This window comes from Bradyrhizobium sp. LCT2 (assembly GCF_009931255.1).
In the GTDB taxonomy this organism is placed as follows: Bacteria; Pseudomonadota; Alphaproteobacteria; order Rhizobiales; family Xanthobacteraceae; genus Bradyrhizobium; species Bradyrhizobium diazoefficiens.
Genome location: NZ_CP034432.1, coordinates 6,455,229 through 6,469,585, shown reverse-complemented (window position 1 = coordinate 6,469,585; position 14,357 = coordinate 6,455,229). Strand labels below are relative to the sequence as shown.

The window sequence follows — 14,357 nt, the reverse complement described above, 5'->3', positions numbered from 1 at the left end:
TGTGACGCACGATCTATTTGAAGGCATGGAGCGATGATGAACCTTAAGATCGAGCGCGCGTTCAAGACGGATTTGCCATTCGTGATGATGACCGAACGGTCGGAAGGATACCATACACTAGTCGGCCGGTGGGACGAGGCGCGGCATCTGGCGGCTATCGATGACAATCACTATGCCTATTTCATTGCCAGGGATTGCGCGGCTTCTGTTGGATTCGCCATTGTCCGGGATTGGGGGGCTCCGGAGAGAGTGACCTGTCTGAAACGGATAGCGGTGTCGAACCCTGGCAAGGGGCTAGGGAGGCGGATCGTTCGCGCGGTTGTTGGCACCGTCTTTCGGGAAACCGAAGCTCACCGTGTTTGGCTAAGCGTTTTTCCAGAGAATGAACGAGCCCGCAGAGCGTATGAAGCTGTGGGCTTCAAGGCAGAAGGCATCGCACGTGGCAGCGCCTATTTTGGAGGAATCCATCGCGATGAATTGATAATGGCCGTCCTCAGAACGGAGTGGACTGCGGTTTAGGCAGGCGACGTAGCCCCATGATCGACTTGCCGGGGGATGTCCATACTCATTTCAAACGCAAAGAAACGCTGATCGAGAATGGGTAATCGTCATCTTGGCCTGCAGCCCGGCCCCCCGAGGTTTCTGCAATGACCACAGCGAAAACCCGCCTTGCATACATGGGCGCCGGCGTCGCCGTCGTGATCTGGGGAGCTACTCCTGCAGCAACCGCCATCGTTGCCCGCGAATTGTCACCTGGGTTGATCGGGTTGGCCCGGCTGTTGCTATCGGCCACCATTCTCATCCCCATCGCCGTCTCATTGAAGCCAGAACTCCCGAGCGACCGGGGTGGCTGGATCGCGCTGCTGATCAGCGCCCTGGTCGGGTTCGCCGGATCATTCGTCCTGCAGGGCGTCGGCATTGCACGCACCAGCACCTCGCACGCCGCCCTCGTCCTTGCCTTGGCTCCGATCTTCACGGCGACCGTCCATTTCCTGCTTTCCCGCTGCTGGCCAAGGCCGCTCTGGTGGCTTGGAAGCGCGATCGCGCTCATGGGCGTGGCAATTCTCATTCCCGGCCGCAACCCTGCCGGAAGCGTGGCAGCGCCGACGCTCTTCGGCGACCTTCTTGTTCTTGCCGGTACGGTCACGGTCAGCGTTGGCTATGTCGCAGGCGCACGGCTCTCAGCGCGGATCGGCCTGTTCGCGGCGACCTGCTGGTCGCTTCTTCTCGCTGGGTTGATCACTCTTCCCGCATTTCCGGCCTTGGCTTCCGCTCTTGGTCAACTCTCGTTCGCCGTCTGGGGCGCGCTCGGTTTCCTGGCCGTCTTCTGCACGCTGATCGGTTTTGCAGTGTGGTTTTGGGCGCTTGAGCACGGTGGCGTCACCTCTATCGCCCCGCTTCAGTTTGGCCAGCCGCTGGTGAGCCTCGTGATCGCCGTAGCTTTCCTGTCCGAGGATATTTTCCCGGCGACCTTGTTGGCGTTGAGCCTGGTCATCCTCGGCGTCCATTTATCACGTCGAGCTGCTTGATCCTGCTCCACTTTCTGGAGAGGAAGGCTGTCAAAACGAAGCTGGATGTATCCATCAGGGAAACCGCGTCCCCAACCGCTGGCTTTCCCCGCGACAAACGCGGAACGCGATTGCGCGGAGATGCTCAAGCAACAACGTCAGATCTGGTTCTGGCGGATGTTCTCGACCATCTTGGCCAGCACCCGCGCGCAGACCTCGATGTCGTCAGGGGCGATGCCTTCGATCAGCTTGTCGTAGTTGTTCGCCATGACCGGCCAGATCTTGCGCAGCAGCGCTTCGCCGTCAGGCGTCAGACCCACGACGCGGCGGCGCTGGTCCTCCTCCGCGATCTCGCGCTTGACGAGGCCCGACGTCACCATGGATTCGACCATGCGGCTCGCCGTCGACTGCTCGGTCACCGCGAGAACGGCGATCTCGTTGACGGTGAGGGTCTTGTAGATGAACAGCACCGACAGCGTCCGGAACACGACATTGTTGACGCCGTGCTCGCTCAGGTCGCGGTTCTGGTCGAGATTCCAGCGATTGGCGAGCCGGTTGAACAGGTACGGGATGTAGGTCTGCAGCTGGTCCCTGGTCCTCGGCGGACCCGACTTCCATCTGCTCTTGGATTCTCTGGCCATTATCTCTTGCGACTTTGCTTCTTGCTGTCGGTGTGAAGTTTTGAAGAAAGGGATTTCAGCACGGACAGCGCGGTGTCCAGCTCCTGGGCCGAAACGTTCTCGAGCCGTTTGCCGAGATGCTTCTTGTGGATTTCGGCTGCCTTCCTGAACAGCGCTTCGCCTTTCGGCGTCAGGCGCACGATGAAGGACCGCCGGTCCTCGCTCGACATCTCCCTGCTGATGAGGTCGTCGGCGAGAAGACGCTGTACGAGGCCCGACACATTGCCGCCGGTCACTTTCAGATTTTGCGACAACTGACCGAGCGCAAGCCCATCCCGGTAGCGATCGAGCTGGGCCAGCACGTCGAATTTTGCGAGCGACAGGCCGAACTCGGAGTTCAGCATCGAATTCAGCGAGGCGAACAGCTCGCCATGCAGCGACAGCAATTGGAGCCAGAGCCGGGTTTCAATCTGCCCGGGGACGGGAACTATGTTCTCTTTGAGTGCTGCCGGCATCGCATGACCATCGAGGACAAGGTGTCTCGTCAATTGGAGGGATTATCGCGGGTCTTTCGCTCCGATTAGCAACCTAAGAATCGCAGTCAAGCCGTTTGATCCTGACGTTCTCCGGTCCGAACGGCAATCCAATCCTGTGCTGGGCTCGACCCGCATCACGCAAAAGTCTTGATGGTCTGGATCACGCCGTCGAGCTCCTTGCCGGCGCTGTCCTTCAGCGCAGCCTCGCGCAGGCGCCGCGCCCAGTCGGCGGCATCCTCGCGTCGCTCGACCAGCTTGATCGCCGCCAGCGTCTTGTCGAATTTCGACAGCCCCCGGCTGTGAGTATCGGAATAGCCTTTCACGAGGCGGCGGCATTGCAGGATCTCGACACCGAGCTGGTAGTTGGTGCCGACTGCGTCGGTGGCGGCCTTGAGCCATCCGTCCCGGTGCGCCGTCTCGATGGCGTGCCGCAGCGAGCGGCGGCGCAGGCCGCGTAGGCCGCCCACGACATAGAGCGCCAGGAACCAGGGCAGCGAGTAGGTCCGCACCCGGCGCCCCCGGTTGACGCGGCGATCGAGCCAGCCGAGCAGGCGTGGCCGCGCGCCAAGCCAGCGACCGAAGCCCGCGGGCAGCACGCCCATGACCTCCTCCATGCGGGGATGCATGAACTCGGTGGTCTGGAGCACCTGTCCTTCCGACATCTCGAGCTCGCTCTCGATGCGGGCGCGGCGACCGGCGCGCGTCTTGAGGTCGGCGACGCGAATGACGTCGTCATAGGTCATGGCGTTGGCAAGATACTTTGCCGCGGCTTCCGTGAAGGCATAGGTCCGGGCCGCACCGCCGGCGCTGCGGTCGGCCGCGTGCAGCGTCTTGAGAATGTCGAGGTACTCGGTGCCATAGGCGACGTCCTGGAAGTCGACCGCCTTCTTCAGGCCGGCGCGGGCCATGGTGAGCGCGGGCTCGGGCAGCTCCTGCGTCAGCCTTGCGACAAGCCCGGCGAGATCCGGATCGGGCGTTGCGGGAGAGGGGATATTGCCGGCCTGTTTCGGTTGCGGCGGCGCCACAACGTCGGGTGAGCCGGTCTTGACCCGGTCGAAGGCGGCCTCGAAAGTCCCGATGCTGGCCTTCGCGCCTTTCCCACCCGCGCGGATGACGTCGAGATAGCTGTCGCGGCTGAAGGGCAGCACACCGGCCGCCGCGAGCGCGCCGAACATCGCGGCCGAGATGACGCTGCCGTGCGCGATCGCCAGCGCGTTCAGGTCGAAGATGATCTCCGTCTTGGCGGCGATCCCGATGGCGCCGGTGACGGCGCCGCCGTCGGCGATGCCGTTGCCCGGCGCGATCTTCTCGCCGATCGCAAAGGACCGGTGGTTGGATGCGATCAGCGTGGTGCGGTCCGGCGTCACAAGGCCGCGCAGGATCGATCGGCCGGCCTCCATGAATTCCGCCGCCATCACCACGTCGACGTCGCCGGGCGTCGGCATCAGCGACAGGATCGGCTTGCGGCCGTCGAGCGGCGGCATCGTCTCGATATAGTAGATCGTGGCGCCGGTGCGCTGCGCGACGCCGGGCACCGAGGTCGACTGCGCGACCCAGCCGTGGTTCTCGGCAAGCTGGACGATCCAGTCGGTCAGGACGCCGCCGCCCTGGCCGCCCATCGCGACAATCGCGATCGAGATCGGCCGCTCGGTTGCCTCGCCCGCGGCGGGGAGGGCCAGCCGGATCGTCTCGTCCCTCATGCCAGTGCCTCGAGCGCCGGACGCCGGCGATCGCGCCGCCGTTGCAGCCAACCGATCACGGCCATCGCGACTTTGGATTTGAACATGTCCCAGCGGGTCGGATTATGGATGACGTCGGCGCGGTAGAACGAGGGGCAGAGCACGGCGGCCTCGGAGACCTCGCCGCAATTGCCGCAGCCGACGCAGGAATTGTCGATCGCCGCGACCGGATCATCGCGCAAGGGATCGTCGAGCTGCTTCACCGACAGCGATGGGCAGCCGGAGAGCCGGATGCAGGCGTGGTCGCCGGTGCACACGTCCTCGTCGACGCCGAAACGCTCCTTGACGGTACGGACGCCGTCCTTGATCGCCTTGTTGATCAGCGGCTTCACGCGGCGCTGCTTGTTCAGCATGCATTCGGAGGACGCGACGATGACCTTGGGACCTTCGTCCTTGGTCGTCAGCGCTTCCTTCAGCGTGTCGCGCATCTTGCCGACGTCATAGGTGCGGTCGATCTGACGCACCCATTGGCCGCCGATGCCCTTCACGGCCTGCACGATCGAATTGTTGGTCTTGCGCCGCTTGTTGGTCGCGCGCGACGACAGGATGTCCTGACCGCCGGTCGCCGAGGTGTAGAAATTGTCCACGATGACGAACACGCCGTCATGCTTGTTGAACACGGCATTGCCGATGCCGCTGGTCAGTCCGTTGTGCCAGAAGCCGCCGTCGCCCATCACCGCGATCGAGCGCTTGTCGGCCTTGACGTTGAAGGCCGAGGTCGAGGCCGGGCCGAGGCCGAAGCCCATGGTGGTTGCGCCGATATTGAAGGGCGGCAGGATCGAGAACAAATGGCAGCCGATGTCGGCTGAGACGTGGTGCTGGCCGAGCTCTTCCTCGACCAGCTTCATGGCGGCGAAGATCGGTCGCTCCGGACAGCCGGTGCAGAGCCCGGGCGGGCGCGCCGGCACGACCTGCTTGAGCTTCTCGACCGCGGGGTGATTGAGCACGGGCGCTGCATCCGGCGCCGGCGGCCGGTTGCCGAGCAGCCGCGGCTCGGTCTTCTCCAGGAATTCCCTGACGCCGCCGAGCAGGACCTGCGCGGTGTAGTCGCCGCCCATCGGCAGCACGTCCTTGCCGTGGACGCGCGCCTGGATGTCCCTGCGGCGCAGCACCGTGTTGATCGCCTGCTCCAGATATTCCGGCTGGCCCTCCTCGACGATGAGCACGGCATCCTTGTCGACGCAGAACTCCGCGACCTCGGTGTCGATCACGGGGTAGGTGACGTTCATGACGTAGAGCGGGACTTGCGTGCTGCCATAGGCATCCGACAGCCCGAGATATTGCAGCGCGCGGATCACGTTGTTGTACATGCCGCCCTGCATGATGATGCCGACCTTGCCGTGCTTCGGCCCCATCCACTCGTTCAATTTGTTGTCCCGGATGAAGCCGACAGCCGCGGGCATGCGCGTCTTGATCTTCTCCTGCTCATGCTCATAGGCCGCCGGCGGCAGCACGATCCGGTTGACGTCCCGCTTGGGATTGTTGAGCGCGTCCTTGATGGTATGCGCCGGCTTGACGTTGTCCTTGCAGGCGAAGGTGCCGTGCATGTGACAGGCGCGGACGCGAACCTCGAGCATCACGGGGGTGTTCGAGACCTCGGAAAGCTCAAAGCCCTTCTCGATCAAATTGACGATGCATTCATGGTCGGGGCGAGGGTCGAGCAGCCACATTTGCGATTTCATCGCGAAGGCATGGGTGCGCTCCTGCATGATGGAGGAGCCTTCGCCGTAGTCCTCGCCGACGATGATCATGGTGCCGCCGGTGACGCCGCCCGAGGCCAGATTGGCCAGCGCGTCGGAGGCGACGTTGGTGCCGACGGTCGACTTCCACGCAACCGCGCCGCGCAGGGGATACATCACCGAGGCCGAGAGCATTGCGGCTGCGGCCGCTTCGTTCGCTGAGCTCTGGAACACGACGCCGAGATCGTCGAGCACGTCCTTGGCGTCGGCGAGCACGTCCATCAGGTGCGAGATCGGCGAGCCCTGGTAGCCGCCGACATAGGCGACGCCGGATTGCAGCAGCGCCTTGGTGATGGCGAGGATGCCTTCGCCGCGGAACGTATCGCCGTCGCCGAGCCGGAGATCCTCGACTTCGCGAGCAAAAGACCGTTCAGCCATTGCACCCTCCAGAAATATGCGATAGCATACGTTTACATGTGAAGTAAGTCAACGCCGCGCCATGCTATCACGCTTGCGGATCTTCTCTCCGGCAAGACGGTCATGAGCCAGCGACAGGGTAGGGCCGATGCTGAAGCTGCCTCGCTTTAGAGCTGCCGCCGTCCAGGCTTCATTTGTCTATCTCAACGCCGGCGCGACAGCGGACGAGGCGGCTTCACCGGTCCGTGAAGCCGCCGCGAATGCACGACATCGTCGATCTGCGGGTCAATCGGCGTCCACTGGCGCCGCTTGGCCCGGGCAAACCGGAATGACAGTTCGGGACGCGTCGCACCGACGACGCCACGAGACAGGACTTGGAGGATAGGATGCGCGAAAACACCATCGGCCGGGCCAATGTCGAGGACACCCCCGAGCTCAAGGCCTATTACAAGGATCTCGAAAAGTACGAAGCCGGTGCGCTCTGGACGGTCGCCAACAAGATCGAGCCGTGGGCGCCGCAATCGGCCTCCGTTCCCGTGCTCTGGCGCTATAGCGATCTGCGCGAGCACGTGCTGCGCTCGGTGGAGCTGGTCTCGCCGGAGAAGGCGGGACGGCGGGTGATCTACCTCAACAATCCCGGCCGCCGCGACGTCTCGGCCGCGGTCGGCTGGCTCTATTCGGGATTGCAGGTGATGCATCCCGGCGAGGTCGCATCGGCGCACGCGCACTCGGCTTCGGCCCTGCGCTTCATCATGGAAGGGGCGGGCGCCTACACCATCGTCGATGGTCACAAGATGACCCTGGGGGCGCGGGATTTCGTGCTGACGCCGAACGGCACCTGGCACGAGCATGGCGTCGAAGCCAACGGCTCGGTCTGCATCTGGCAGGATGGCCTGGACATCCCGCTCGTCAATGCGCTGGAGGCGAACTTTTTCGCGGTCCATCCCAAGGTGCAGCAGGAAGACTCCGGTTATCCCGTGGACGATATGACCAAGACCTGGGGCAATCCCGGTCTGCGGCCGGCGGATTCGAAATGGTCGAAGGGCTATTCCCCCATGTTCAAATACGAATGGGAGCCGACCTACGAGTCCTTGCGGAACTACGCCGCCGCGACCGACGGCTCGCCCTATGACGGCATTCTCATGAACTACGTCAATCCGATCACCGGCGGGCACGTGATGCAGACGATCGGCGCGAGCATGCAACTGCTCCGGCCGGGCGAGAAGACGAAGTCGCATCGGCACACCGGCAGCTTCATCTACCAGGTCGCCAAGGGCCGAGGCTATTCGATCATCGGCGGCAAGCGTTTCGCGTGGGAGGAGCGCGACATCTTCTGCGTTCCCTCCTGGGCCTGGCACGAGCACGGCAATGCGTCGGAGAGCGAAGACGCCTGCCTGTTCTGCTTCAACGACCTGCCTGTCATCGAAGGTCTCGGCTTCTATCGTGAAGAGGCCTATGGCGACAATGCCGGCCACCAGCCAGTGGCTGTCTGACGTACCCTCGCAGAATTCAACCGAAAGAGCCGGATAAAGCTTCATGCGCCTTGTTACCTACACTTTGGGCTCCAGCGGTGCCCGTCTCGGGGTCCTCGTTGACGGATTGGTCGTGGACGTCGAGCACCTCGGTGCGTCGCAAGGCTTTGCATGGCCGAGCGACATGCTGTCGCTCATCGACAACAGCGTGACACTGCTGCCGGCGCTCAGGGAATGCATGGACAATACCAATGGACGCCTGCCGGCCGGCTCCGCCGTTCCGGTCGAGGATGTGAAGCTGCAGGCGCCGATCCCGCGTCCGCGAAAGAACATCTTCGGCATCGGGCTGAACTATCGCGCGCACGTGGCGGAATCCGCCAAGAGCCTGGATACCGACAAGGACCTGCCGAAGCAGCCGGTCGTCTTCTCCAAGCCGCCGACTTCCGTGATCGGCCCGGGCGCGGCGATCCAGCACAACGCGAAGATGACGCAGCAGCTCGACTGGGAGGTCGAGCTCGCCGTCATCATCGGCAAGACCGCGACGCGCATCGCGACCGAGAAAGCGATGGAGCACGTCTTCGGCTATTCGGTGATGATCGACATCTCCGCGCGCGACAATCGCCGCGCCGGCCAGTGGATCTTTTCCAAGGGCATGGACACCTATGCACCGTTCGGCCCGTGCATCGTCACCGCGGACGAAATTCCCGATCCGCATGACCTGCGGCTCTGGCTGACCAAGAACGGGGTCATGAAGCAGGACTCCAACACCAAATACATGATCTTCGACATCCCGGTGCTGATATCGGACATTTCGTCGGGCATGACGCTCGAGCCGGGCGACATCATCGCGACCGGAACGCCCGAAGGCGTCGGGGCCGGCATGAGCCCGCAGGAATGGCTGTGGCCGGGCGACGTGGTGGAAGCGGGGGTCGACGGCGTCGGTGTCATCAGGCACCCCGTTGTCGCGATCTGATGACGACGTTTTCGTTCGATCGCGAGCTGAGGTTCGGCGATTGCGATCCCTCGGGCATCGCGTACTTTCCGTCCTATCTGAACATCCTCAACGGAGTCGTCGAAGAGTTTTGGGCGGAGATCGGTTTTCCCTGGCCGGAATTGATCACGGTCCGGAAGATCGGGACGCCCACGGTGCATCTGACTTGCGACTTTTCCCGGCCGTCGATGTTCGGCGATCGCCTGACGTTCGGATTGCGCATCGCCCGGGTCGGCGGATCGTCGCTCCATCTGGAACATGTCGTCTCGGGCGCGAATGGCATGCGCTGGCGCGCCCGCCAGGTCGTTGCCGCGACCTCGCTGCTGGATCACCATGCGATCCCATGGCCCGATGACATTCGCGCCGCGCTCATGGCGCACGTGAGCGAGGGCGAGGGCGCTGAGGCAACGCCGGCATGATCTCGCTCTTCATGACGTTCTCCGATCCTTCTGGTGAACGGTGGATTCGTTCCGACGAGGTTGTCGCCGTCGCTGAGCTGGTCGGATCGATCCCTGGGATGACCGAGGGCCTGCTGTTCACGCCGCTGCAACAGTCGGTCGATCATCCCTACAAAGCCGATGGCTCGGGCCCTGTGCTTGCGCTTCAACTGCGCTTTCCCGACCTGCTCATATGCGAAGCGGCGATGGATCGCGGCGGCGTCTTGGCCAGCTTGGCGACAGGTGCCGGATTGTCAGGCCTCGCCGGATTGTACGTCACGCATCAGGTGATGGTGACGCGGTCATTCCCCGTCGATGTCGCCGAACATCCGGCAGGAACGACAACTCCGTGCAGTTACCTCGTGCACTATCCCGGCCCGGCCGAGGACATGAACGCCTGGAACCTGCATTATCTGGAGCACCACCCGGCGATCATGCGGACCTTCCCTGATGTCCGCCAGATCGAGATCTACACCCGCATCGATTGGGTCGACCGGCTGCCGTCGCAGCGGGTCGAGCACATGCAGCGCAACAAGCTGGTGTTCGACAGCCCGCAAGCCCTCGCGCACGCGCTCGGCTCCGACGTGATCAAGCGCATGCGCGCGGACTTCGTGAAATTCCCGCCTTTCTCGGGCGGCAACAAGCATTTTCCGATGCTGACGCGGGCCGTGCGGCCCCCGCGAGATCCGAGAGCACGATGAGATCAAGTTGACGTGCCGCGTAGCGAGGCGCGAATCTCGTCGACGGTGCGCTTCGGGTCCTGGAGGTGAGGGTAGTGCCCGATGCCGGGAAGAAGCGCCAACTCGGCGTCGATCCTTGCGGCGAGCTCTATTCCCATCTCCTTCTTGATGTAGAGGTCCTTCTCGCCCCAAACCACCTTCACCGGGGTTTTGAGCCGGGCTAGTTGCGATTCGAAGTGATCTTGGTCTCGCGTGAAGTGCGAGTAGTAGTGGGAGAACGCGTCTACGGTCGTCATCGCGCCGTGGCTCCATCCGCGGGACATGTCGTCCCTAAACTGCTGCGAAACTTCGAACTGCGCTTCCTTGGGCAAGCCTCTTGTGAAGATGTTTTCCAGGATCTCGTCGCGGTTGCTGTTCATGTTGGCGCGGACCTGCTCCATGGCAGGCCCCGCCTTCAGATTTTGCAGCTTCTCGGACATGAACTGCGGCCTGTTGAACGGGGCGAAGTCGCCAACGATGATTGTCCTTGCGATATCGGGTTTTTCCACCGCCAGCAGGAGTGCCGGTAGGGCCCCGATGTCCGTTGCGTAAATCGTGAGCCTCGACGTGTCGATGCCTGCTTTCACGATGTACTGATCCAGAACATGCGCGTAGTCCTTCGGCGCATAGGAGAACCTGTCGACCATTGGCCTCGATGAAAGACCGTAACCCGGCCAATCGAAAGCGTGGACTTCGTAGTCGTCGGCGAGGGCCTCGGCAATGTCCTTCCAGGCGGACAGGGTCTCCGGAAAGCCGTGCAGAAAGAGAACGGTCCCCTTCGGTCTCGGGTTACGCAGAACCACTCTTCTGAGCGTGATGTCTTCGTTGATCTCGAAGAAATCGATTGTTGTGTTGTTGATCCGGTATGACATGATCAGCGTCCTTTCGTCCCGTTAACCGATCAGCGTGCAGGCCAAGTTGATCTGGAGTCTGAAAGAAGCTCGGCAGAGAACTTCCCGGCGCCTCCTGGGGCTTACGTCCCGAGTGCGGCCTGTGGCGTGCTCCGAAAGCTGATCGCCATGCGATTGTAGGCGTTCATCAGGCTAATCGCGATCGTGAGGTCCACGAGTTCTCGCTCGTCGAACACGGCGCGGGCGTCCTGATAGGCTTCATCCGGCACGCCGGTATCCGCGACGCGCGTCACCGTTTCGGCCCACGCAAGGGCGGCGCGTTCGTGCTCGTCGAAGAGGGCGCGGGCTTCCTTCCACGCCTGTAACAGTGCGATCTTTTCGATCTTCACTCCCTTCTTGAGCAGGTCACGGGTGTGCGTATCGAGGCAGTACGCACAATTGTTAATCTGGGAAATTCGCAGGTAGACCAGCTCGACCAGCGCAGGGGAAAGGCCGCTCTGCATGACGTAGCCACGGACACCGCCCAGCGCTTTCACGCCTGCCGGTGCAATCTGATTGTAGTCGAGACGCTGACTCATGTTTTGTTCCTTGGTGATGAATTCTGCTCGATGGAGATCATTTCGTGCTCTCTTGGTTTGGACAGAATGTTCAGTTCTATTTGCGCAGCGACCGGAAGCCTGCGCGAACCTCTTCGGTGAACAGCTGCGGCTGTTCCCAGGCCGCAAAGTGTCCGCCTTTGTCGACCTTGTTGTAGTGGATGAGCTTGTGGTAGGCCCGCTCGGTCCAACTGCGCGGAGCCTGGTAGATTTCGCCGGGAAAGACGCTCACGGCAGCGGGAATCGAGATGTTGACCGCGTTCAGCGCGCTCATTCCCTTGTTTTCCCAGTAGAAGCGGGCCGCCGAGATCGCGGTGTTCGTCAGCCAGTAGAGCGTGATGTCGTCGAGGACGTCGTCGCGGGTCACGGCGCCCGCTGGATGCCCGTTTATGGTGCGTCCGAGCACGGCCGAAGTGATCGCCGCCGCCGGCTGCGCGTCACCGTCGCCGTGATCGAGAATCCACGCGGCCAGGCCGACCGGCGAATCCGCCAATCCGTAGAGTGTCTGCGGCCGGGTCGCCATCATGGCGGCGTAGGCAAAATGCTTGGCGCGGAAATCCTTCACCTGGTCGAAGGCGTGTTGCTCGTCGGCCGAGAGACCGGAGGGTGCCTCACCGCTCTGCAGCGCCTTGGTGATCTCCGGCGGAATCGTGCCGGGGAAGTTGGTGTGGATGCCCAGCAGTTCCGGCGGCGCCTGCTCAGCCATCGCATTGGAAATGAGGGCGCCGATGTCGCCGCCCTGCGCGGCAAAGCGTGCGTAGCCAAGGCGCTTCATCAGCGCGACCCAGGCGCGCGCGACGCGGGCAGGGCCCCAGCCGCTGGTGGTTGGCTTGCCCGAAAACCCGTAACCGGGAACTGACGGGATCACGACATGGAAGGCGTCCGATGCGCTCGCGCCGTACGCCGTGGGATTGGTGAGGGGATCGATGATCTTCAATTGCTCGATGATCGAGCCTGGCCATCCATGCGTGACGATGAGCGGCAGCGCATCTTCGTGCTTCGAACGAACGTGAATGAAATGAATGTCCAGCCCGTCGATCTCTGTGATGAACTGCGGCAGGGCGTTCAGCTTTACCTCGATCTTTCGCCAGTCGTAGTCCGTCGCCCAATAGCGCGCGAGGTCCCGGAGGATCGCAAGCTGCACGCCCTGCGATTCGTCGGCGACTGTTTCCTGCTCCGGCCACCTCGTCGCGTTGATGCGTCTGCGCAGATCGATCAGCGCCTCTTCTGGAACGTCGATCCGGAAGGGGCGGATTTCGTCAGCTGTGGCCGCCGGCGCCGGGTGCGCGGGGAAAAGGCTCGCGGCGGCCGCCGCGGCCATTCCCACCGCGGCGGAACGCAAGAGCTGGCGCCGGTCCGGGTTGATGACTTCAGAAACTGATTGCGCATGCATTGGGACTCTCCCTCACTCTTTCGGTTGGGTGACGTCGCAGCCGCGGCTCAGACCGGGAGCGGCTGGCCGGCCTGCTCACGGGCGATGTAGTCGGCGTACCAGTCCGGCCAGTTCGCATCGTACTGACCGCCGTTCCGCTTCTCGTGCTCGCCGTGTGCCGCGGACGCACGCCGGAGCGCGCTCGCAAGCTCGGTCGAGGAGGTGAATGTCGTGTCTGCTGCCTCGACGCGTCCCGGCAATCGCGTGGTCACCTCCTGGAACAGCCAGCCGTTGCCGTCGGGATCGTGGAACGAAACGTACGAACGATAGCTGCGGTGCGCGGGCTCCGCACCACCAATCCGACGTCGCCCGAACAGATAGGGTTCGTCCGGGCCGGTGTGCACGTCGCCTCCGGCGTGGAAGACCTCGCTGACCTCGACGCCGCGATCGCGCAGATCGTTTCGCGCAGCTTCGATGTCGGAGACGACCAGGTACAGGCCCTGGGCGGAGCCGGGTGCCGCCGCGGTGACGTTCTTGCCGAAAATGACCGAGGAGGGGGAGCCGGGCGGCGTGAATTGGATCACGCGGTAATCATCAGGCCCCGCGAAATCGGCATCGAGCCTCCATCCGAGGTTTGCATAGAACTCCTTGGCACGATCGACGTCGGAGACGGGGATCACGACGACTTCGAGCTTCATGTCGATCGTTGGTGGTCTGGTGGTCTTGTTTGCATTTGTGACTGGCATGGTTCTCTCCTGATTTAGCCCGTATACGATATAATCGGGTGCGAGTCATAAAGTGCCGCCAGGCTCTGATGTCAACCCTTTCGATTTAATCGGATGCGATATATATGCATGCGAGACTTCACATGTCTGTGTCTGAAAGGGCGTCCACAATGAGCCTTACGAACGGTCTCAGAGCCGATTCCAAAGATAATTCAATAGACAATCAGAACCAGGAACCGGCCGCGGGCGACCGGAGCCTCGCTGATTTCCTGTGCTTCGCGATCTATTCGGCCAACCTCGCCTACGGGCGGGCCTACCGGCAGGGCCTCGAGGAGCTCGGCCTGACCTACCCGCAATGGATCGCCATCGTGGCGCTGTGGGAGCAAGATGACCAGACCGTGAGTGAACTCGGCGACAGGATGTTCCTGGAATCCAACACCCTGACGCCGATACTAAAAAAACTCGAGGGGATGGGCTATTTGCGCCGCCAGCGCGATCCCGCCGACGAGCGGCAGGTGCGCGTCAGCCTCACCGACGCCGGCCGACGCCTGCGCGAGAAAGGCATGCACATGAATCTCGTGAAGTCGAGCGGGCTCAAGCAGGATGATTTCGCGCGGCTGCAGAAAAGCGTCGTCACGCTCCGCGACAATTTGATCAAGGCGACGAATGACGAGTGACGAGTGACAGGCCCTCTC

At 62.7% G+C, this 14,357-nt stretch carries 15 protein-coding genes; 7 read left to right on the top strand and 8 right to left on the bottom strand.

The annotated features are described in order from the left end of the window. Positions 1-36 precede the first annotated feature (36 nt). Both EI171_RS30960 and EI171_RS30955 read left to right on the top strand, forming a co-directional pair. Positions 37-519 (top strand): GNAT family N-acetyltransferase, encoded by a 483-nt coding sequence (locus EI171_RS30960; protein WP_231166676.1) that lies wholly within the window; start codon positions 37-39, stop codon positions 517-519. Between the two features lie 128 nt (positions 520-647). Further along, positions 648-1,529: a DMT family transporter gene (locus tag EI171_RS30955; protein ID WP_161535559.1), complete on the top strand. Its 882-nt coding sequence runs from the start codon at positions 648-650 to the stop codon at positions 1,527-1,529. Between the two features lie 137 nt (positions 1,530-1,666). Here EI171_RS30955 and EI171_RS30950 read toward each other — a convergent pair whose 3' ends face one another. The 4 genes from EI171_RS30950 to EI171_RS30935 all read right to left on the bottom strand — a co-directional run bounded on the left by EI171_RS30950 (position 1,667) and on the right by EI171_RS30935 (position 6,520). Continuing rightward, complete coding sequence (locus EI171_RS30950; protein ID WP_011086192.1) at positions 1,667-2,149, bottom strand: MarR family winged helix-turn-helix transcriptional regulator; 483 nt, start codon at positions 2,147-2,149, stop codon at positions 1,667-1,669. Continuing rightward, positions 2,149-2,643 carry a MarR family winged helix-turn-helix transcriptional regulator gene (locus tag EI171_RS30945; RefSeq protein WP_161535558.1) on the bottom strand — a complete coding sequence of 165 codons (495 nt, stop codon included), beginning with the start codon at positions 2,641-2,643 and terminating at the stop codon, positions 2,149-2,151. Before EI171_RS30945 ends, EI171_RS30950 begins: the two co-directional genes overlap by 1 nt. A gap of 155 nt (positions 2,644-2,798) precedes the next feature. After that, the gene (locus tag EI171_RS30940; RefSeq protein ID WP_011086194.1) at positions 2,799-4,364 is read right to left on the bottom strand and encodes an indolepyruvate oxidoreductase subunit beta family protein; all 1,566 of its coding nucleotides are present in this window, start codon (positions 4,362-4,364) and stop codon (positions 2,799-2,801) included. Beyond that, positions 4,361-6,520 carry an indolepyruvate ferredoxin oxidoreductase subunit alpha gene (locus tag EI171_RS30935; RefSeq protein WP_161535557.1) on the bottom strand — a complete coding sequence of 720 codons (2,160 nt, stop codon included), beginning with the start codon at positions 6,518-6,520 and terminating at the stop codon, positions 4,361-4,363. Before EI171_RS30935 ends, EI171_RS30940 begins: the two co-directional genes overlap by 4 nt. 365 nt (positions 6,521-6,885) lie before the next feature. On the opposite strand from EI171_RS30935, the gene EI171_RS30930 reads away from it, so the two are divergent. From EI171_RS30930 to EI171_RS30915, 4 genes are read left to right on the top strand one after another with little or no spacing between them, the layout of a single operon-like run. Beyond that, positions 6,886-7,992: a cupin domain-containing protein gene (locus EI171_RS30930; RefSeq protein ID WP_161535556.1), complete on the top strand. Its 1,107-nt coding sequence runs from the start codon at positions 6,886-6,888 to the stop codon at positions 7,990-7,992. 43 nt (positions 7,993-8,035) lie between these two features. Further along, the gene (locus tag EI171_RS30925) at positions 8,036-8,944 is read left to right on the top strand and encodes a fumarylacetoacetate hydrolase family protein (RefSeq protein ID WP_028172008.1); all 909 of its coding nucleotides are present in this window, start codon (positions 8,036-8,038) and stop codon (positions 8,942-8,944) included. After that, positions 8,944-9,381 carry a thioesterase family protein gene (locus EI171_RS30920; protein WP_011086198.1) on the top strand — a complete coding sequence of 146 codons (438 nt, stop codon included), beginning with the start codon at positions 8,944-8,946 and terminating at the stop codon, positions 9,379-9,381. Before EI171_RS30925 ends, EI171_RS30920 begins: the two co-directional genes overlap by 1 nt. After that, positions 9,378-10,100, top strand: coding sequence for a hypothetical protein (locus tag EI171_RS30915; RefSeq protein ID WP_028172007.1), 723 nt, complete (start codon positions 9,378-9,380; stop codon positions 10,098-10,100). The genes EI171_RS30920 and EI171_RS30915 overlap by 4 nt, the downstream gene beginning before the upstream one ends. Before the next feature lie 2 nt (positions 10,101-10,102). On the opposite strand, the gene EI171_RS30910 is transcribed toward EI171_RS30915, so the two are convergent. The 4 genes from EI171_RS30910 to EI171_RS30895 form a co-directional block, all read right to left on the bottom strand. Further along, positions 10,103-10,990: an alpha/beta fold hydrolase gene (locus tag EI171_RS30910; protein WP_028172006.1), complete on the bottom strand. Its 888-nt coding sequence runs from the start codon at positions 10,988-10,990 to the stop codon at positions 10,103-10,105. A gap of 101 nt (positions 10,991-11,091) precedes the next feature. Further along, positions 11,092-11,547 carry a carboxymuconolactone decarboxylase family protein gene (locus tag EI171_RS30905; protein WP_161535555.1) on the bottom strand — a complete coding sequence of 152 codons (456 nt, stop codon included), beginning with the start codon at positions 11,545-11,547 and terminating at the stop codon, positions 11,092-11,094. A 76-nt stretch (positions 11,548-11,623) separates the two neighbouring features. Continuing rightward, a complete protein-coding gene (locus tag EI171_RS30900) occupies positions 11,624-12,958 on the bottom strand; it encodes an epoxide hydrolase family protein (protein WP_161535554.1) in 1,335 nt (444 codons plus the stop codon). Positions 12,959-13,005: 47 nt separating this feature from the next. Then, positions 13,006-13,683: a VOC family protein gene (locus tag EI171_RS30895; protein WP_161535553.1), complete on the bottom strand. Its 678-nt coding sequence runs from the start codon at positions 13,681-13,683 to the stop codon at positions 13,006-13,008. A gap of 149 nt (positions 13,684-13,832) precedes the next feature. Here EI171_RS30895 and EI171_RS30890 point away from each other — a divergent pair, with 149 nt between their 5' ends. Further along, complete coding sequence (locus EI171_RS30890) at positions 13,833-14,339, top strand: MarR family winged helix-turn-helix transcriptional regulator (RefSeq protein ID WP_246740307.1); 507 nt, start codon at positions 13,833-13,835, stop codon at positions 14,337-14,339. Positions 14,340-14,357: the final 18 nt, after the last annotated feature.